The organism is Polaribacter sp. Q13 (genome assembly GCF_016858305.2).
Lineage (GTDB): Bacteria > Bacteroidota > Bacteroidia > Flavobacteriales > Flavobacteriaceae > Polaribacter.
Map to the genome: position 1 here is coordinate 664534 of NZ_CP074436.1, position 20100 is coordinate 684633.

A 20100-nucleotide genomic window follows, 5' to 3' on the forward strand; every position below is an offset into this window, starting at 1 on the left:
CCTTTTGTGAGGATTATATTTTTGATAAAAATTCTAAGGTATTTACACCATCTGCATAATCTGTTAACTCTGGATGTTGTGTTTGCCCAAAAGCAACTTCATTTTCTATAAAGTTTTTGGCAACAATACATTGTATCTTCTCTTTATCTTGATGTAATTTTATTTTTAAATCTGTTTCATTGTCATAATATTCATAGAATATTGTGGCAATAGGAGAGGCGTAGCTTTCATCTTCTTTAATCATTAGAAAACCGTTTTCTAATAAATCAAACAAGCTCATTAGGTATACCGCTTTGTTATAATCGTAATTATTAGCATATTTTGCGTTTTCAATCATATCTTTTTTAGCATACATTCCATTAAAAAAGGTATCAAAATTATAGCCTTTTGGGACATACAATTTAGAAACAGATCTACAACCTAATCCAAAATATTGAAAAATATCATCAGATAATTTTATAAAATCATCTTCCGTTTCTTTTCCGGTGATAACCGCCACCGAATTTCTACTTTTTCTGATAATATTTGGCTTATTTTTGAAATAATATTCAAAATAACGGGCCGTATTATCGCTTCCGGTAGCGATAACAGCATCAAAATCTGTCAACTTTTCTTCCGTAAAAGTGATTTTTCCCTTAAAAGTAGGTTCTACATACTCTAAATACTTTGCTAAAAAGGGTAATAAGTGTTTATCACTAGAAGATTGCTTTACCAATACCGAATGACCAGATATTAATACGGATAAAAAATCATGAAAACCTACCAAAGGTATGTTTCCTGCCATTACAATCGCTACTTTTTTAGATGATTTATTATTTAAATCAAAACTTTCGGTAAACTTATTTAAGTTATTTTCTGTTAGTGATTTATGTAAGCTATTTAAAGAGAACAAAAGGTTGTCTTTAGTAAACCAAGAATTCTTTTCTTGGGCTAATTTTATCTGATGTAAAAAGCCATCAAAAAAGATTTCATTATGTTCAATATTATCGATTTTTTTTATTTTATCGATAGAAAACTGCCCTAAAAAGGCGCCTAATTTTGCGAAAGCAATAATTCTGTTTTGAATACTATCCATTTATTTTGGTTGTCTATTATTTTGGCTTTATTTTTGCAATTGCAAAGGTACAAAAACAGAACAAAAATTATGGCAATTATAATAACAGATGAATGTATAAATTGTGGGGCATGTGAACCAGAATGTCCTAACACTGCAATTTACGAGGGAGCAGACGATTGGAAATATTCTGACGGAACCGATTTAAAAGGAAATGCAGTTTTACCGAATGGTAAGTCTGTAAATGCCGATGAAGATCAAGAACCAGTTTCAGATGAAATTTATTTCATCGTTCCAGATAAGTGTACAGAGTGTAAAGGTTTTCATGATGAGCCACAATGTGCTGCAGTATGTCCTGTAGATTGTTGTGTGCCAGATGACGACGTTGTAGAAACAGAAGAAGAGTTGTTAGCAAAACAACAATTTTTGCATAACGACTAAATAAAATATTTTAGAATATTATAAAAGCCCCAAATTATTAGATTTGGGGCTTTTTTGTTTAGTTATACTGTGCTAAGTATTGATGAATTAAAGTTTTATCTTTCCAATTAGAAGCGTCATAAGCTTCTGAAGTCATAAAAAGAGTTCTTTTTTTATAGGCTTCTTTAATTTCTTCTTTGGTTTTCTTTTTAAAACTATCAGAATCAAAATTTCTAATATTATTTACATAGGTTTCCCTGTCTTCCTTTACATTTATTTCTACTTTTATATTAAATTTCACCTTGTTTCTTTCATCAGCATTTTCTATAAATTTTATAGGTCTATCTATGTAGGCGTAATTTGTTTTAGATTCTTTTATGTAAGAACTGTATATTTTTTCGTCTTTATCTTTTTCATAAAAAATGGTTACATTATGTTCGTTTTCAGAGAATTTAATTCCTAATAAAAACTTTAAATTTAAATGTTGTCCGCGTTTTCCATCCGCATAGGTATATTTTATTTTTTTGATAAAAAAATCAGTTGGATCAATATACATTTTACCAGAATATTTAGATTTTGATTTGTTTGGCGTAAATGAAACTACATAATATTTTTTAGTTCCTAATATTTCATTTTCTTCTAATTGATGTTCGTAATATTTCTGATCAAGAAAATTCTTTTCGGTAGAAGCATTAAAAAATACACTTGTATATTTTAAATTTCTAAGCGGATAACTTTGATTGTAATCACTAAAAGTATTGTCTTTTGCTATTGAATCTGCAACTCTAGTTGTTTCTGCCATAGACAAAGAGTCTTCCAGCTTAAAAAGTCCAGATTTTACTTTATAGGTATTTTTAGAATTTAATTGTTTTAAAACTATATTTTGTAGTCTTTGAGTAATATTTTCTAAGGTTACTCCATTACCTATATCTAATTTTTTAAAACCCTGAATAGCTTCTACCTTATAAGAATCTACCTCTTTTTTACGTTCTTCAGAATAGAATTTTTTATTTAGAACAGTTGCTTTAAATTCAGTACCAAAAGCAGGGTTTTTTTCTTGAAGATTATCAGCAAATTGCATTAATTCTTTTTCTGCTAATTTTCTTTTTTTTCTACTTAAAAGTGAACTAGCATTTAATTCGAACTCTAGCTTTTTAAAGTCTAAATTTTGATTCTCGATAGCATAAACATCTTGTTTTACGGGTGATGAAAGGTAATTCTCTTTCATGTTAGTAGCTGTTTTAATCAATAAACTATCCAAAGTAACTTTGGTAAGGTTTAGTTGAAATTCATCTAGTTGGTTTACGTCTTCTAGTAAGTTTATAATGTAATGATTGTTTATTAATTGCTTTTTTGTAATGATTTTAGATTGATATCCTAAACAAGAAACAGTAAGTGTTTTTACTTTACTTAAATTTAAGGTGTATGTACCCGTTTCATCCGAAGTTGTTCCTGATTTTAGGTCTGTTAAAAGAGCTGCTTTTTCAATGGAATTTGAATTATTTTGGTTGATGACTTTACCAGAAATTGTTTGTGAATTGATTACTATAATATTCAAAAATAGTAATGTAGCATAAAGTAGTTTTTTTATCATAAATGGTTGATTTTTTTATAAATGTACCGTTATTCTTTATTTATAAATAAAAATCATTTTAAGTTTAACAAAGTATTATATTTGCATTCTTAAAACTTTAAGAGAGTTTATTAATTTTAAGTTAAAAACTTTCTTTTGAAGCAAAATTTATTTAGATGAAAGCCGGAATTGTAGGATTACCAAACGTAGGAAAATCAACTTTATTTAACTGTTTATCAAACGCAAAAGCGCAAAGTGCAAACTTTCCTTTTTGTACTATTGAACCAAATTTAGGAGTTGTAAACGTACCAGATGCACGTTTAAAAAAATTAGAAGAATTAGTTGTTCCAGAAAGAGTTCAAACCGCTACTGTAGAGATTGTAGATATTGCTGGTTTGGTAAAAGGAGCAAGTAAAGGTGAAGGTTTAGGAAATCAGTTTTTAGCAAATATTAGAGAAACAGACGCTATTTTACATGTAGTACGTTGTTTTGATAACGACAATATTATTCATGTTGATAATTCTATAGATCCTGTAAGAGATAAAGAAACGATTGATATTGAATTGCAATTAAAAGATTTAGAAGCAGTAGAAAAACGTTTAGAACGTGTAAAAAGAACTGCTAAGACAGGTAATAAAGAAGCGCAAGCAGAATTAGTTGTTTTACTTAAAATTGAAGAAACTTTATTAAAAGGACTTTCTGTAAGAACTTTAGAGTTTACAGAAAAAGAAATGGAGTTTGTACAGCCGTTACAATTTATTACTTTAAAACCAGTATTATATGTTTGTAATGTAGATGAAGGTGCTGCTGTTTCTGGAAATGAGTATGTAGAAAAAATAAAAGAAGCTGTAAAGGACGAAAATGCAGAAGTTATTGTTTTAGCAGTAGGTACAGAAGCAGATATTACAGAGTTAGACGATTACGAAGAAAGACAAATGTTTTTAGCAGATATGGGCTTAGAAGAAGCTGGTGTTGCTAGATTGGTGCGTTCTGCATATAAATTATTAAACTTACAAACCTATTTTACAGCAGGTGTAAAAGAAGTTAGAGCTTGGACAATTCCTATTGGTTCTACTGCGCCACAAGCTGCAGGAGTTATTCATACAGATTTTGAAAAAGGTTTTATTAGAGCAGAAACAATTGCTTATGAAGATTTTGTAGCGTATGGTTCTGAAGCAAAAGTAAAAGAAGCTGGTAAAATGAAAGTAGAAGGTAAAGAGTACATTGTTAAAGATGGTGATATCATGCACTTTAGATTTAATGTGTAATAAATTCTAAATCTAATTTTAGAATTATTTTTATAAAATTTAAAAAAATCCCAATGAGAAATTATTGGGATTTTTCTATGATATCACATATCTATTTTTAAAAGAATACTTTAAGAAATGTTTTTATCTGATTCATTTTATGAAAATAAATTATTGATAAACAATAAGAAGACTAAAATTTATTGATTAAAAAGAAATAGATTGTTATCTCTTTTTATAAAGTGCTTAATTCACTAATTATAGGACTAATAATTGTTGTTTACGTATAATTATGACGTTATTAAAACATATAAAGCAACACTTCTTTATAAGGAATCTACTATATTTAAGTGTTGCCAATTTTGGTAATAACAATTGTTATTAATAAGATTTATCTATGTGGTTACATGTTAGTTGTAATTTGGTTTTTGATATAGAAACACCAACCCCTTTTATTGTAAGGTTGCGTCCACGTAGTGGTGCAGAACAATGGATTGAGCGGGATGAATTTAAAATATCTCCTAATGTAAATATTATTGAATTTACGGACGATTTTGGTAACTTATGTCAGCGTTTGGTAGCTCCAATAGGTAAGTTTTCAATTTATACGAGTTCAGATGTAAAAACCTCTGAATTTGTAGATGTAAATTTTGATGCACCTTTTGTAGAAATACATCAGCTACCTAATGATGTGCTTTGTTATTTGTTGCCAAGTAGATACTGTGAGTCTGACCGTTTTAATGATTTGGCAAATACTATTACTGCAAATAAACCGGTTGGTTATAAACAAGTATTTGCTATAGAAGAATGGCTGCGAAATAATATCAGTTATATTCCGGGTAGTAGTGATTATCCTATTTCTGCTACAGAAGTGTATCAAAAACGATCTGGAGTTTGTAGAGATTTAGCACATTTAGGCATAGCTTTATGTAGAAGTTTAAGCATTCCTGCTCGTATGGTGGTTGGTTATTTATATAAATTAGAGCCTATGGATATGCACGCCTGGTTTGAAGCTTATATAGGAGGACGATGGTATACTTTTGATGCTACCCAAACTGGTAAAAAAGGAGGGTATGTAACTATAGGTTATGGTCTTGACGCTGTTGATGTTGCTATTTTTAACCAATTCGGACCCGTTGCGCATTCACTAGTACAACGCATTAATGTATTGCAAATTAAAAATTAAGTTATTTTAATATTCCTGTAAAAATAGCAACATAATACAAGCCTGTCAATATAAAAACCACACCAGCAACAGTACGCATTACTTTTTCAATTTTAGTTATTTTATTGTAAAACACACCCACTTTTCCTGCTGTAAAAGCTAATAAATAGGTGAAAAGAATAACAGGTAATCCGGTACCTAATGCAAAAATTATAGGTAAATACAAGCCGTCTGCAGATGCAATGGTCATCGGAATTAACATTCCGAAAAATAAAGCGCCACTATACGGACAAAATGCTAACGCAAAAACGACTCCAATTAAAAAGGAACCTAATAAGCCTTTGTCTTTAAATTTATCGGATAGTTTTTCTTGAAAATTAGATTTTCCTAAAAAATTAAGTTTGATAATATTTAGCATAATCAAACCAATGATAATTAATAAAGGGCCTAAAAATTTTTCTCCATTCTGATTTAAAAAACGAGCAATATGAAATTTACTCGCACCGAAGTACAATATCAACCCAATGGTAGTATAGCTAAAACTACGACCTAAAGAATATAACAATCCACTTAAAAAAACTTTCCGTTTACTAGAAATGTTTTTAGAGATAAATGCAGTTGCCGTTATGTTGGTAGCCAAAGGACACGGACTAATGGCAGTCATTAGTCCGAGTATGAAGGCTGATAAAATAGGGAAATTGTAATGCTCTAAAAGAGATTGTAAAAAATCCATTTATAGGATTTTTAATTCCGTGTCTATTTTAGCTTTTAATTCTTTAGAAAAGACATCTTGGTCGTTTCCATTCATAAAAGCAAAATCAGTTAAATCTATTTTTGTTTCCTTTCCGTTTTTTATCACATTTAAAATTAATGCAGTTCCAGCAGCTTCAAATTTTTCAGCAACTTTTTCATTTTCTTTTTCGTCAACATTAATTACTTGAAATGTAATTTTATTTTCTTCTAATTCTCTTGAAAAATAGGTATTTAAAGTATATTTAGTGTTTTTTTCAATTGCATTACAAGTCATACAACGGTGCGTAGAGTGGAAGTCCATAACTTCTATTTTAGAAATAGCTTGATCTAAAGATTGCTCATTCTTCTTTTTTTCTCCGCTGCAAGCGGTTAGTATTAAAACGATGGTTAATACTGCAAAAATTTTGATTCTTTTCATGTGAAATTGATTTAAAGTTTATTTTTTTCTAAACACTTTTCTTCTATTAATTCAAACTCTAAGGTGCTATGTGTAATATTATGTTCCTTTAATTCCTCTTTTATGTCTGATTTAATTCTTGGAATATCATTTAAGTCTTCTACTACAATATGAGAGGTTAGTGCATTTTCATTGGTGCTCATGCTCCAGATATGAATATGATGCACACCTGCAACACCAGCTACCTCTTTTATATGTGAAGTAATTTCATGGGTGTTTATTTCTGATGGAACACCATCCATCATAGCTATAATACTATCTTTAAAAAGACTCCAGGTACTACCTAGAATAACTAAAGCAACAAGAATTGCGGCAATTCCATCTACTAAATTCCAACCAGTATATTTTATAATTAATCCAGATATTACCACACCTAAAGAAACTAATGCATCTGCCATTAAATGCCAATAAGCTGCTTTAATATTTAAATCGTCTTTCTTTTTATTACGAAATAAAAGAGCTGATGAAAAATTAATGACAATTCCTATGGCAGCCACAATCATCACTATATTTCCGTTAATGTTATGCGGATTTAGAATATGACGAACTCCTTCCCAAGCAATGGCTCCAATAGCAAAAGCTAATAATATAGAATTGATAAAAGAGGCCAATACAGAACCTTTTTTTAATCCGTATGTAAATACGGAATTGGGTTTAAAACGAAGTAACCGAAAGGCTAGAAAAGCCAATAGCAATCCAGAAATATCACCAATATTATGTACCGCATCAGAAAGTAAAGCGGTAGAACCAATTTTCCAACCATAAAACAATTCTATGACTACGTATGCAGCATTTAAAGCAATACCTATTAGAAAAGAGCGGTTAATATCTTTAGAGTTTAAAGTTGGAGGTGCGTGGTTGTGTGAATGTGCCATAAGAATTCTTATAAAATTATATTAAATAAATATCCCGAGATGATGATACAGAGTGTTACCACTCCAAAAAATATTCCAATTAGTTTTAAGGTCATTACTTTTTTTAAAAGCATTGCTTCTGGTAAAGACAAGCCCACAACGCCCATCATAAAAGCGATTGCAGTTCCTAACGGAATTCCTTTAGCCACTAAAACTTGCGCTACTGGTAATATTCCGGAGGCATTAGAATACATGGGTACTGCTAAAATGGTAGCAATGGGCACTGCAAATAAATTGTCTTTTGCCATGTACTGTTCAAAAAAGCCTTCAGGAATATAACCATGCATTAATCCGCCAATGGCGATACCAACAAGTACATACGGAATAATACCTTTTAGAATATTTATTACTTCGTCCCAAATGATTGGTAATCGTTGTTTTAAGGTTTGTTTCTCTGCAATAAAAACGTCTTGTTCTCTTTGTGCATTGGCTAAAACTTCTTTTACCCAAGGTGTTAAATAAGTTTCTAATTTTAATTTTTGAAGAATAATACCAGAAATAGTTCCTAATAAAATACCACTAATTACATAAATTAAAGTGATTTTAACTCCAAATAAACCAATGAAAAGTCCGATGGCGACTTCGTTAACTAGGGGAGAAGTAATTAAAAAAGCAAAAGTAACTCCTAACGGAATTCCGCCTTTTACAAAACCAATAAATAAAGGAACTGATGAGCAAGAACAAAAAGGAGTTACAACTCCAAATAAACTTGCCATTAGGTATTCTAAACCATATAATTTATTTCTAGAAAGGTAATTTTTTACTTTGTCTATCGGAAAATAACTATTTACAATTCCCATTAAAAAGATAATAACAAATAGTAAAATTAAAATTTTAGTGGTGTCGTAAATAAAGAAATTTAAAGCTTCTGCTAAATGTTGTCCTTTGTTTAAATTTAAAACATCATAGACAAACCAATCTGCTAAATATTGAATCCAATCAAACATTTTCGATTGTTTTAATAGTTCCAGAAATGTTACAAGATAATTTTATGGTGTTGTAAATGGTACCAAATTTTTCTATGTTCTTTTTTAATAAACCTATATTAAGTTTTTTATCGTTGCTGTAGATGGTTAAATTGTATATAATATTGTCCATCTTTGGTGGATTTTCAAGACGAGAGGCATTTACTTCAAGGGTAGCTTTTGAGTAGGTGAATTTCATCATACTCGAAAAACGTTCTACATTTTTTAACATGCAAGCAGCAAATGAACCTAAGAATAGTTCTGCCGGATTCGGTGAAATTTCAGCAGTTTTACGAGTTGTGCCAAAATTAATATTAGATTCTTTTATATGAATAACAGCATCTTCATTGGAAAGTGAAGAGGCTTTAATTTGATAATTCATGACATGAAAATTGATTACTTTAAAAGTTCCAATACTTCCTCTTTAGAAGGAATTCTCCCTTTTATGGCAATTACATTGTCTATAACCAAAGCAGGCGTACTCATAACGTTAAACTCCATAATTTTCATAATATCCTCAACCTTTTCAATAGTTGCATCTATGTTGTTTTCTGAAACTACTTCTTGAACAACTGCTGTCATAGATTTACACTTTGGACAACCAGTTCCTAAAACTTTAATTACTTTACTCATAATGTTTTTTTTTATCGCCAATAGGTGATATGATTATTGAAAAAATATCAATCAAAAAATTGTTGAAACAATGATTTTGCAAGGTTCCAGTTTTTTTGATTTATACAATATTTAATTTTGGGTGGTTTTAATTCACCTTGAATTAAGCCTGCATTTTTTAACTCTTTTAAATGTTGAGAAATAGTTGATTGCGCCAAAGGAAATACTTCTACTAAATCGCCAGTAAAACAGCAAGATTGATTTTCTAAATGCTTTAAAATGGCAATTCGAGTAGGGTGTGCCAAAGCTTTTGCAAATTTAGCTAATGCTTCAGTGTTTTCTTTGTACGCTATGGGTTCTATATTTCTTTTCATATTGACTATCGCAAATGTACGATGGGTTTTTTAGGTTATATGTGACAAATGTCACATATAACCTATTTTTTGTAAATTATTTTTTGTTTCTATTCATAAAAGTTTAATTTTTTAAAATATCCATTTACAGGAAAGTACATGATTTAAAATAGGCATTAAAGTATAAAAAAGGATATTTTTGGCATAACTATTGAAAAATAGAAAACAAACTATTTATTATGCAAAAACAATTACTATTTATTTTATCGTTCTTAATTTTTATTTCTTGCAGTAGTGTTAAAAGTACACAAGAAGCTATTAATAATGGAAATTATGATGGAGCTATAAATATAGCTTTAGAAAACTTAAAGAAAAATAAGACTAAAAAAGGAAATCAGCCTTATGTTATTATGTTAGAACAAGCTTTTGTAAAAGCAAATTCTAAAGATTTAGCAAAAATTAATTTTTTAAAGAAAGATAATAATCCAGAAAGTCTAGAAACAATTTTCGGACTTTATGCGAATTTAAAAAATAGACAAGAAAACATAAAACCCTTATTACCTATAGCAATTTTGGAAGAAGGTAGAGATGCTGATTTTAAATTTGTTAATTATGATAATGAAATTATAGCAACAAAAAATCAATTATCGGATCATTTATATGAAAAAGCAAAAGTACTTTTTAATAGCAATGCTAAATTAGATTATAGAACTGCTTATTCTGAATTAGAATATTTAGAAAAAATAAATCCTAATTACAAAGATGTGCGTAATTTAATGGAAATTGCACATCAAAACGGATTAGATTTTGTGATTGTTTCTATGAAAAATGAAACCGAAAAGATCATTCCTAAGAAGTTAGAAGAAGATTTATTAAACTTTGATACGTATGGTTTAAATGATTTTTGGACTGTTTATCATGGAAGAAAAAGCAGACAAATAACTTATGATTTTAGTTTAGAGTTAAATCTTAGAAATATAACAGTTTCTCCGGAACAGGTTAAGGAAAAAGAAATTATCAAAGAAAGTCAAGTTAAAGATGGTTTAAAATTTCTTTTAGACGAAAAGGGAAAGAATGTTTTAGATAGTGAAGGTAATAACGTTGAGGTTGATAAAATGGTAAATATTCGTTGTTATTTATATCAATTTACGCAATTAAAAACTGCAAAAGTTGTTGGGCAAGTAAAATATGTAGATTTAATTTCTCGTCAAGTAATAGAAACGTATCCTATAGAAAGCGAGTTTATTTTTGAACACATTTATGCCAATTATAAAGGTGATAAAAGAGCTTTAGATAAATCTTATTTAGATTTAGTGGTCTTAAAAGTAGTACCTTTTCCTTCCAATGAGCAAATGGTGTATGACACCGGAGAAGATTTAAAAGAAAGACTAAAATATATTATTACTAGTAATAACTTTAGAAATTAAAAAAAGCCTCACAAATTATTGTGAGGCTTTTTATATTAAAAAAGAAAATTTATTTCTTAATATAGTTTTCTGGAATAGCAAAGTCTTTTCTAAAACCTTCCACAAAGTGAATGTTGGTTATTTTTGCACTTCCAATTTTTTTAGATAAACCATTATCTAAAGTCCATTCATAATACCCCCAATTTGAGGCAAACGGAATACCATCAATTAATTTATAATCTTCGTATTTAATGGCGTGAGGATCTGCTTCTGCAGCTGCTTTTGTTTTACCAGAAGTAACAATGTATGCAACATGCTCTAAAAGATGTGTCTTTTTATTAGTATATACAATATACCAATCATCTGGTGCATCACCAATATTTGCTTCGAAAGTTAACTTTGCCGTATCAAAATTTTGGGTAGCTTCTTTTGTTTTAAAATCGTTATTCCATTTGGTTCCTTGGTCACTAAGTTTATAAGGGTATAAGAAAAAGTAGCTCCAAGTATATGCATGAAAACGAACCCCAGGATTGTCTTTTAAACTAGGTGAAACAAAAATATTTTCTTTGTTTACATAAATTTCATCACCATTTTTATAGGTAATTTTAGCAATGTCTGAAGTGGTTGAAACAGTAACTGTTGCATCAAAAATTTCATTTCCGCCAAATTCAATTACAGCATCAAATTGAACAGCTTCTTTTGTTAAAAAAGTGTCCTTTTCATGAGCTATTTCTATTTTTTGAGCAAATGTTTTCTCTACGGGTTTCTCTTCAATTTGTTTTTTTACTTCTGGCGCTTTTTTACAGCTTACAACAAGCAATAAACTTGCAAATACTGTAATAATTGTTTTTTTCATGTGATGGGTTTAAATAAGTATTAATTGATTCTAATTTGATGTAATCGATTAAAAAATAGAAACCTTACATTTTTTTTGAAAGAAAATTAAATAACTATTCGAGAACTTAATTTTTATTCTTTGGCTCCATATTTTTTTGCAGTTTCTATCCAAAGTTCTGCAATGCCTTTTGTGTCTGCACCTAAACCTCTAGATAAATGTAATGCCACTCCCATAATTAAAACACAAGCTTTATGTACTTGCTCAAGTGTTTGTAAATTCCCAAAAGATTCTTGGGCTTTTAGTAGTAATAAATCGTTGTGTTTCTGAGCAAATTCAATAGGATTTTCTATAGGATCTGTTATTTCGGGAATCATTAAAGAATCTATCCAATTTTCACCTATTCTTTCAGCTAAGAGTTCTGGAAGTTCGTTGCCCATTTCACTCCATACCGCCAATGTTTTTGTATCGCCAGAGGCGGATAAACCACTTTCTAATAACAATTCAAAAGCAATGTCTGCAATATTTTGCATCACGGTTAAATAAGCGTCTTGTGCCTTTTCAAAAGGAGCTGCTCCTTGACCTTTTAAATAATCACCAACACTCATTTTTGGTAAATCTAACACTTCTGCACAGTCTGTTAAACAAGGAAATTGTTTTCCTTCATAAATATAATCTGCTTTGTCAAATTGTATTTGTCTTCCTAAAGGGTATAATCTACAAGCTAAAGGACGACCTTGGTGTACACTGCACCCAAAATTATCTACATATTGGCTACACGCTAATTGTCCTTTTTTATCAGGTTTACCATTAAAAGTTAATCTTATACCACCAAAATCTGTATATAAATCTCTAAATTCTTTCGGACTGATTTTTTTCTCTTTACTAAAAGATAACAATTCCCAAGGGTTTAACATAACAGCTTTTCCAAAACAACAGCTACCAGATCTAGAGCAGGTGAGTGGTAATATACTTTTAGAACTTAGTTTGGTTGTTTGCATTGTATAGGAATTGTTTGTAATAATTGAATTATATGCGGATTATAACTGCGCTATAATGCAGCTGTAATTACGTTGTTATTGTATTGTTTTTTTATGCCAAATAAAAATTGACAAAGTATGGTTGGGTGATTTTATCTAAAATATTAAAAGAATTTAATATTCCATAAGCGTTTTAAACTTACTATTTAAATTGTAAATATTTAAATTATCGTCAAACGTAACCTGAACAGCTAAAAGCTTTGCTTCTAGTTCAAAAATTTTAGTATCAATTTTATTTTTATCTCCAATTTCTTTACTTTTTTCTAAGACTTTTTTTAAGGCGGATTGATAGGTGGTAAAGATGGAAATATATTCTTTACTTAAAGATTCAATTTCATCTCTTATAAATTTAGCTTGATTTAATGCATAGTTAGGAAATATCAAGTTTTTATTTGTTAAGTGATTATTATAATCCAATGGTTTAGCATTAATTATTTTATCTACTCGTTGTTGCACAATACTCTTTGTGTAATATTTATTAATTACGTTTGTTAACGATAATTTCTTGTCTTTTTCAGAAATTTCGTTCGGATTTAATGTGTTAGAACGTTCTGTAGTATATTGTGTTAAAAGTAAAACCAAACCTTCTTTTCTAATGTCTAAATTATTAAGGTTTTGTTCAAATTCTGTTTGCGACCTTGCCAAACCTTCATAATGTTCTAAGTAAACTTTTAAAGATTTTTTTAATTCAACAACGTCATCAATAGAAACATCGTTACCATTAAGTGCATTTGCCATGACTAAATTTACCACAGACTTTATAGAACTAACTACAGGAATAGCACTTGTTATTTTTTCAGCTAACGGAGAGTTGATTATGTTATTTACAAAAAGTAGAAATTTCTTTTTTTTAACTCCATTAATTTTTCTGTTCCCTTTTATGATTTCTTGCTCTATAATTTTTGTGATTTCAATAGACAAAGAAAAACCTAAGTCTGAATTTTCAGGATTATTTAAACTAGAAATTTGAGTTAGATAATCACTCGTTGCATCCAATTGTTTAATAGCGTTTAAACTAGCGTTTGATGCAAAAACAAACTCGGTTGTATTTATTATTTTTTTTCTTCGTTGCTCTAATTGATTTTTAAGACCAAAAAGTTCTGCATCAGAAAACTTTTGTATGATTTGGTTATTAGACCTCATTAATTCTTCAAAGTTTTTAACTTTAAAAACTATAGTGTCTAGTTTTTCTTTGGTTTTTAAAAGCTCGAAATAATTTTTATAAAGTACGTTTAAGGAGTCTCTTTTTGTTTGTCCGGTTACAATTGAAGTAGAAATAATGACAATAATTATTAGTAGTTTTTTCATAAGATATATAATGATTGGTCTTAAATACTTTAAAACGTAAACCTGAATAAAAGATATGTATTTATAATTATTATTTGAAGGTAGCTAAATTAGTTTTTTTGAATTAATAAATCAATAAGAAAAAAAAGGTTTTTAAGTTTGATAAAAATATGATGATAACTTTAAATAATTACGTTTAAAATGAATCCTAAAAAAGTAACCCCAATCGAGTTTGATTGAGGTTTTTAAAGTCTTTAAGGTAATTTTTAATGAAACTATTTTTATGGATTTGTAGACCATAAAGCAGCGCCTTTTAACATTGCTCTTCTTGGTAATTTTAAACCAGCAACAATTAATTCTGCAAAATCTTCTGGTTGTAAAACGCTATCTTTAGAGTTTTCGTTCACCATACCTAATTCTATCGTCATTTCAGATTCTATAGTACTTGGCGTAAGTGTACACACTCTAATATTGTTTTTACGTACTTCTTTCATTAAAGATTCCGACATACCAATAACTGCAAATTTAGAAGCAGAATAAGCAGAAATATTCGGATTTCCGTTTAAACCTGCGGTTGACGAAACATTAAAAATATCACCTTCATTTTTAGCTATTAAATGTGGTAAAACCTCTTTGGTAACATGGTACATTCCTAATACGTTGGTTTGTATAATTTGAGTCCATTCACTTACTTCCATATCATTAAATGAACCGATTGAAGCAATACCTGCATTATTCACTAAAATATCTACAGTGCCTAAGGTGTCTATAATATTTTTAATACTACTTTTCACTTCCTCATAATTGCCTACATCAAAGACTGAATAGATTGCTTTAACGCCAAAAGCTTCTAATTCGGCAACCGTTTCTTTTAATACTTTTTCATTTCTACCTGTAATAGCAATATCAATACCTTCTTTAGCAAATGCGAGCGCAGTTGCTTTTCCTAATCCTCTTCCACCACCAGTAATAATGGCTTTTTTATTCTTTAAATTGTTCATTATTTTCTGAGGTATTATTTAATTGAAGTCCAATAATCTGTTACCAAAACATCTGCTATTATGGGACCAATCTTACTAACCAAATCTAAATGTGCTTTATGAAATAAGTAAACTTCTCTTCCGTGTTCATTCTTAAAAGTGATGGTAAAAGTATGTGTAAATCCTTTGCTAGCTCCTTCTTCACTATCATTTATTCCCCATTCGATTGCTGCAATTTCTGGGATTTCATTTTTTAAATTTAGAAATGCTTTTTCTGCTTCAACAATTTGTTGCGCTCTAGCATCTGCTTTATATTTTAGATTTACAATGTGCCTTAAAACCTTTCCTTTTCTATCAATTTTAGGAGAAATCTTATAAGATACTACCTTATTAAAATCGAATCGGTTAGAACCTGCAATTAGAAAATTATCACCGCCTATATTATGAGATTTTAAGCCATAATAGATTGTAAAACCAGTTTCTAAATAATTTATCGGACTTAATATTCCTTCTTCGTTTAATTTTAATAACTGAATACTAGCATCGTCTCTTGTACCAACAGCTAATACTGCTTCGTTATTGTCTGTTGAAACAACTTCAATTCTTGTTTGTCCTTGTAGTTTTGTGGTTTCATCATCTTTTAAAACAAAATGCGGAACTAAAGCTCCTTTTTTATCAACTTTAAAAACACTAACACCATCGCCATGGTAAATAAAATCTTTCTTTTTAATAAATTTTGGTGCATATCCATAATATTTATGATGTCTGTGCCCTACAACCACATATTTATTTTCACCTAAAGTAACTCCAGTAACAGGGTATGCACCGGTTAAATATCTATCGGTATTATTATCACTAATATTGTTTACATTTTTAAATTTTCCACTTTCGTAAACTCTAAAACTACTTACACCATTATCTTGAAATCCGCCAGTATATAAAAAGGTTCTTCCTTTAACAACATGTGTAAACATTCCAATAATTCCATCTGTGTGAATCTTTTCATCATCTTTCATAGATTGCACATGGGTAAGTTTTCCGTCATTTTCTATTTTAAAAGAACTTAAACCAGGATCTTCTTCTAAACCACCAACAAAAAGGTAAGATGCTTTTTTCATGTGAATTACTTGCAATGTAATAGCAGTACCAAGGTGCATTTTATCAGTGTCTTCAATTAAAGAAACGCGTTCTAATGAGCCATTGTCTAGAATTTTAAAAGACTCAATCACATTTCCGTGCTTGTTTGCAACAAATAAAAAGTCAGTACCATTAATATTATCAGCAACCATACCCCTTGCAGGTCCTTTTTTTAGGTGTAATTCGTGGTTGCTAATTGGTGTAAGTACTCCTTCTTTATCTAAACTGTATACATCAACACTTCCGGCACCTCCGGCAAAAACATAGGGCGTACCATTTTTTTGATAACTAGTAACAGAAACCGTGTTTTTTCCAGAAATATTTTTGAAGTCTTTTCTGTAAAGCATTAAATCATCAGCAACTTGAGCGAAACCAATTTGTGATAAAAATATAAGCGTAATTAATATATAATTTTTTATGATTTTCATAATTTTAGTTTTATTTGTTATTGATAAATTATTCTATAATTGATGCTGCTCCTGCAATAGCAATAGCTCTGTCTTGTTCTATGGTTCCTCCACTAACACCAATGGCACCAATAATTTTACCCTCTTTATTTTTGATAGGAACTCCACCCGGAAACGTCATTAAGCCACCGTTAGAATGTTCTATATTGTAAATAATTCCTCCAGGTTGCGTTAATTCTCCTAATTTACCTGTATCGATGTTAAAATAACGAGCTGTTTTTGCTTTTTTGATGGCTACATCAATACTCCCTAAAAAAGATTCATCCATTCGTATAAATGCTTTTAGATTAGCGCCAGCATCAACCACAGCAATATTAACTAACACATTAGAATCTTCGGCACTTTTCTTTGCTGCTAATAGGGTTTGAAACGCTTCATCGTGCGAAATGTCATTTGTTATTTGGGCTTGAACTGAATTTGATATTACAATAAATACGATTGCAATAAGATAAAATTTTACTGGTTTTAAAAACTTCATAAGTCTATTTATAATTAGTTTCACAAAAATTATAAATTGTAATGATAAAATAGTTGAACAAGTTCAACTTCCCATAAAATTATGTATTCTTTTTTATTTTACTTAAAAATTCATGTGTTATTCCTAAGTAACTAGCAACTTGTTTGTCTGTAAGTTTGGTAACAATGTTTGGATACGTGGTTGTAAAATGTAAGTAGCGTTCTTTGGCCGTTTGAGAGTTGTTTCTAATTAAACGACGTTGCCACGCAACAATGGCTTTTTGAGACATGATTCTAAATAATTTCTCTACAACGGGCACGGATTCATACAGCGAAAGTTTATCTTCTATGTTAATTAATAAGACTTTACTGTCTTCTAAAGCTTGCATATTTAAATCTGATGGTTTTTGATTTAGAAAGCTATCAATATCCATTAACCACCAATCTTTAGCTGCAAAGTATAAGGTGTTTTCGTTGCCTTTTTTATCAATTGTAAAAACTCTAAAACAACCTTCTAATACAAAACCTTCAAACTTACAAACGCTACCTTGAGTTAATAAAAACTCTTTTTTCTGAATTGTCTTTGGTTTAAAAAAATGGCAGATACTTTCTAAATCCGAATTAGAAATTTGAATATTTTTCTGTAAGTTCTTTTTAAGTAAATCGTAGATCATTAAATTTAATACTTCTAGATGAGCAATAATACGACTTCTATTTTAATCACAAAATAATAGTAATTGTAACTAATCGTAAATTACTATTCTGGTTAAAATTGATACAAAAAATGAGTGGTTTTAATTCACTTTGATCCTTTCCCATAATTCTGATAACAACTTTTTAACGTCTCGTTTTTCCTTAGGTTCTTCTATGAAAAACGGAATTCCGTTTACGTCAATTTCAATTTTGTACTTAAAAACAAAATTCTCTGCATTTGGTTTCATACTTAAAGCACCGAAACGTAAATCATTAAAATATAGAATATCATCTTTTTTGTTGATTGTATACCAACCTTTAGAAATGGTAATCATCCGTTGTACTTTAGGTTGAAGAACCAAATCACCTAACAGCTCATGATTTTTTGGATAGCTAGAAAAAACAATCGGGTTTTTATCAAAAAAAGAAGAATGTCCAATTAAATACTCATTTTCTGTTTCTACATTGGCAGTCCATAAAATGGTGTTTAAAGGTGTTGGTTTTGTTTCAATTTCTTTATACTGAATGTTCTGTGCAGCCAATTCTTGGGTAAATGTTTGATAAGAAACTCCTTTTAAAACCAATGTAAGTACTAAATAAGAACTACTGATAATAAGCCCTATATTGTTGTAAAACCTTCTTTTCTTAGACTCTTTTTTTTGTCGCATTGCTAAAACTAAAAAGACTAAAAAAGGTACAGTATATAAAGGATCTACCACAAAAACATTTTTAAAAGCCAATCGAATATCTAAAGGCCAAAAAAGTTGCGTTCCCCAAGTGGTTTGTGCGTCTAAAATAGGGTGCGTTATAAACGCCCAAAAGAATAGCCAAGACCAATCTTTAACATTTTTATATTTTTCATATCGCGTGACGATAAAAGCAAAAATAGGAGCAAAGAGCACCGAGAAAAAGATAGAATGTGTAAAGCCTCTATGCATTTCTAAAGCGGTTACTTTATCAGCAAAAAAATTAGCAAAAATATCTAAATCAGGAATTGTACCAGCAATGGCACCGTATAACATGGCTTTATTACCAATTTTTCTTCCTAAAACAGCTTCTCCAACTGCAGCTCCTAAAACTATCTGTGTTAATGAATCCAACTTTTATTGTGATTATAATTAGTAACTTTTTCTAAATTTCTTTTCTACCGAATAATTAATTAAGTTCATGAAATTTTCATGAACTCCCAATGTATTTTCTAATTTTAACTGCTGAATAAGTTTTAAAATTTGGTCAGTTTTAAATTGTAAATCCGGAATAGAAATATAATTTTCAAAAATATCTCCTATGGTTTTGTAATACAGTGTTTCAAAAGAATTTAAGTTTTTAGGTTTTTCTGTAACATATTCATAAGAATTTACTTCAAAAGACTCTAAAACATCGCCTACATATTCTTTATGTAATATCTGTGTTGGGTTTACAATATTCAATTCTTTTATCTGCGGATTTAAAAAAGCATATAAAATAACTTTCGAAACAAAATCTACAGGTACAATATTTAAACCACTTTTTTTGTCAATCCAAATCCTAAAAGCTTCTTTAGATTTGGAGGCATACTTTGCTAAAAAGATAGCCCAAGAATAGAAAACATCATATTTAGGCGTTTCATAAAAGGGTTTATCAATTAAACGACCACAAATAATACTTGGTCTTAAAATCTGAGAAGCTATATTTTTAGATGCACACATTTCCTTTACAAAACGTTCGCTTTCATATTTAGATTGTTCATACGGATTTCTAAAATCGGTCACCGTATAGTTTTCAATTGCATCGTTTACTTTTTCATTCTGGATACCAAAAGAATAGGCAGTACTGATGTATAAAAAACGGGTTACACGCTCTGGTAACTGCTCTAAAAGTTGTTTAGTTACCAAGTAATTTTGAGAATGTACTGTCTTTTTAGAATCACTTGTGCTAGATAAGTTTGTAGAACCAGCACAATGTATCACCGTATCAAAATTATAGTTTTCTAAAACTTCTTTACTAATGGTTCCTAAATCATGAGGAATTATAGTGATTTTTTCTAGACAAGCTTCAAGCGTAAAATCATTTAAAAACGCAGGGCGAGAGGCATCTTGTAAAACAGCCAACAAACGTTGTTCTGCTGTTTTGTCATTAGCTCTAATTATAACAAAAAGATGATTTACCGTTTTTTCTACAATGGCTTTATGCAGCCATTCAAAAAGAATATGACTCCCAACAATTCCGGTTCCTCCAGTTAATAAACAATTCATATTTTTTTGATGAAATTTTAATAGATGATTAAATAAAAAATAGTTGTCTTAA

The 20100-nt window shown here is 29.6% G+C and carries 22 protein-coding genes; 4 read left to right on the forward strand and 18 right to left on the reverse strand.

Translation table 11 applies throughout. From position 1 onward, the window contains the following. Positions 1 to 13: 13 nt before the first annotated feature. A complete protein-coding gene (locus tag JOP69_RS02535) occupies positions 14 to 1075 on the reverse strand; it encodes an acyl-CoA reductase (protein WP_203393009.1) in 1062 nt (353 codons plus the stop codon). 69 nt (positions 1076 to 1144) lie between these two features. Here JOP69_RS02535 and JOP69_RS02540 point away from each other — a divergent pair, with 69 nt between their 5' ends. Beyond that, positions 1145 to 1495: a 4Fe-4S dicluster domain-containing protein gene (locus JOP69_RS02540; RefSeq protein ID WP_203393008.1), complete on the forward strand. Its 351-nt coding sequence runs from the start codon at positions 1145 to 1147 to the stop codon at positions 1493 to 1495. Between the two features lie 58 nt (positions 1496 to 1553). On the opposite strand, the gene JOP69_RS02545 is transcribed toward JOP69_RS02540, so the two are convergent. Continuing rightward, complete coding sequence (locus JOP69_RS02545; protein WP_203393007.1) at positions 1554 to 3068, reverse strand: carboxypeptidase-like regulatory domain-containing protein; 1515 nt, start codon at positions 3066 to 3068, stop codon at positions 1554 to 1556. A gap of 155 nt (positions 3069 to 3223) precedes the next feature. On the opposite strand from JOP69_RS02545, the gene ychF reads away from it, so the two are divergent. Both ychF and JOP69_RS02555 read left to right on the forward strand, forming a co-directional pair. After that, positions 3224 to 4315, forward strand: coding sequence for a redox-regulated ATPase YchF (gene ychF, locus JOP69_RS02550; protein ID WP_203393006.1), 1092 nt, complete (start codon positions 3224 to 3226; stop codon positions 4313 to 4315). Positions 4316 to 4691: 376 nt separating this feature from the next. Next, on the forward strand, positions 4692 to 5480 hold the full coding sequence (locus JOP69_RS02555; RefSeq protein ID WP_203393005.1) for a transglutaminase family protein: 789 nt from the start codon (positions 4692 to 4694) through the stop codon (positions 5478 to 5480). Position 5481: 1 nt separating this feature from the next. Here the strand turns inward: JOP69_RS02555 and JOP69_RS02560 are convergent, their stop codons facing one another. From JOP69_RS02560 to JOP69_RS02590, 7 genes are read right to left on the reverse strand one after another with little or no spacing between them, the layout of a single operon-like run. Beyond that, positions 5482 to 6192: an aromatic aminobenezylarsenical efflux permease ArsG family transporter gene (locus JOP69_RS02560; RefSeq protein WP_203393004.1), complete on the reverse strand. Its 711-nt coding sequence runs from the start codon at positions 6190 to 6192 to the stop codon at positions 5482 to 5484. Then, positions 6193 to 6630 carry a nitrophenyl compound nitroreductase subunit ArsF family protein gene (locus tag JOP69_RS02565; RefSeq protein ID WP_203393003.1) on the reverse strand — a complete coding sequence of 146 codons (438 nt, stop codon included), beginning with the start codon at positions 6628 to 6630 and terminating at the stop codon, positions 6193 to 6195. It lies immediately after the preceding gene. Between the two features lie 11 nt (positions 6631 to 6641). Beyond that, positions 6642 to 7544, reverse strand: a complete 903-nt coding sequence (locus JOP69_RS02570; RefSeq protein ID WP_203393002.1) for a cation diffusion facilitator family transporter — start codon at positions 7542 to 7544, stop codon at positions 6642 to 6644. An 8-nt stretch (positions 7545 to 7552) separates the two neighbouring features. Next, positions 7553 to 8530, reverse strand: coding sequence for a permease (locus JOP69_RS02575; protein WP_203393001.1), 978 nt, complete (start codon positions 8528 to 8530; stop codon positions 7553 to 7555). Continuing rightward, positions 8523 to 8930 carry an OsmC family protein gene (locus tag JOP69_RS02580; protein ID WP_203393000.1) on the reverse strand — a complete coding sequence of 136 codons (408 nt, stop codon included), beginning with the start codon at positions 8928 to 8930 and terminating at the stop codon, positions 8523 to 8525. The genes JOP69_RS02575 and JOP69_RS02580 overlap by 8 nt, the downstream gene beginning before the upstream one ends. A 14-nt stretch (positions 8931 to 8944) precedes the next feature. Then, complete coding sequence (locus JOP69_RS02585; protein WP_203392999.1) at positions 8945 to 9181, reverse strand: thioredoxin family protein; 237 nt, start codon at positions 9179 to 9181, stop codon at positions 8945 to 8947. A gap of 47 nt (positions 9182 to 9228) precedes the next feature. After that, positions 9229 to 9534: a helix-turn-helix transcriptional regulator gene (locus tag JOP69_RS02590; protein ID WP_203392998.1), complete on the reverse strand. Its 306-nt coding sequence runs from the start codon at positions 9532 to 9534 to the stop codon at positions 9229 to 9231. Between the two features lie 218 nt (positions 9535 to 9752). On the opposite strand from JOP69_RS02590, the gene JOP69_RS02595 reads away from it, so the two are divergent. Next, the gene (locus JOP69_RS02595) at positions 9753 to 10940 is read left to right on the forward strand and encodes a hypothetical protein (protein ID WP_203392997.1); all 1188 of its coding nucleotides are present in this window, start codon (positions 9753 to 9755) and stop codon (positions 10938 to 10940) included. Between the two features lie 49 nt (positions 10941 to 10989). On the opposite strand, the gene JOP69_RS02600 is transcribed toward JOP69_RS02595, so the two are convergent. From JOP69_RS02600 to JOP69_RS02640, 9 genes are all read right to left on the reverse strand, one after another. Beyond that, complete coding sequence (locus JOP69_RS02600) at positions 10990 to 11775, reverse strand: hypothetical protein (RefSeq protein ID WP_203392996.1); 786 nt, start codon at positions 11773 to 11775, stop codon at positions 10990 to 10992. Positions 11776 to 11888: 113 nt separating this feature from the next. Beyond that, the gene (locus JOP69_RS02605; protein WP_203392995.1) at positions 11889 to 12755 is read right to left on the reverse strand and encodes a YkgJ family cysteine cluster protein; all 867 of its coding nucleotides are present in this window, start codon (positions 12753 to 12755) and stop codon (positions 11889 to 11891) included. 153 nt (positions 12756 to 12908) lie between these two features. Continuing rightward, positions 12909 to 14102: a hypothetical protein gene (locus JOP69_RS02610; RefSeq protein ID WP_203392994.1), complete on the reverse strand. Its 1194-nt coding sequence runs from the start codon at positions 14100 to 14102 to the stop codon at positions 12909 to 12911. 260 nt (positions 14103 to 14362) lie between these two features. Beyond that, entirely contained in the window at positions 14363 to 15082 is a 720-nt protein-coding gene (locus JOP69_RS02615) for a 3-ketoacyl-ACP reductase (RefSeq protein ID WP_203392993.1), read from the reverse strand. Positions 15083 to 15096: 14 nt separating this feature from the next. Further along, positions 15097 to 16626 carry a Dabb family protein gene (locus tag JOP69_RS02620; RefSeq protein WP_203392992.1) on the reverse strand — a complete coding sequence of 510 codons (1530 nt, stop codon included), beginning with the start codon at positions 16624 to 16626 and terminating at the stop codon, positions 15097 to 15099. Between the two features lie 28 nt (positions 16627 to 16654). After that, positions 16655 to 17143: a heme-binding protein gene (locus tag JOP69_RS02625; protein ID WP_203392991.1), complete on the reverse strand. Its 489-nt coding sequence runs from the start codon at positions 17141 to 17143 to the stop codon at positions 16655 to 16657. Positions 17144 to 17222: 79 nt separating this feature from the next. Beyond that, positions 17223 to 17795 carry a Crp/Fnr family transcriptional regulator gene (locus tag JOP69_RS02630; RefSeq protein WP_203392990.1) on the reverse strand — a complete coding sequence of 191 codons (573 nt, stop codon included), beginning with the start codon at positions 17793 to 17795 and terminating at the stop codon, positions 17223 to 17225. A 120-nt stretch (positions 17796 to 17915) separates the two neighbouring features. Beyond that, a complete protein-coding gene (locus JOP69_RS02635) occupies positions 17916 to 18914 on the reverse strand; it encodes a metal-dependent hydrolase (protein ID WP_203392989.1) in 999 nt (332 codons plus the stop codon). 18 nt (positions 18915 to 18932) lie between these two features. Continuing rightward, the gene (locus JOP69_RS02640) at positions 18933 to 20048 is read right to left on the reverse strand and encodes an SDR family oxidoreductase (RefSeq protein WP_203392988.1); all 1116 of its coding nucleotides are present in this window, start codon (positions 20046 to 20048) and stop codon (positions 18933 to 18935) included. Positions 20049 to 20100 lie beyond the last annotated feature (52 nt).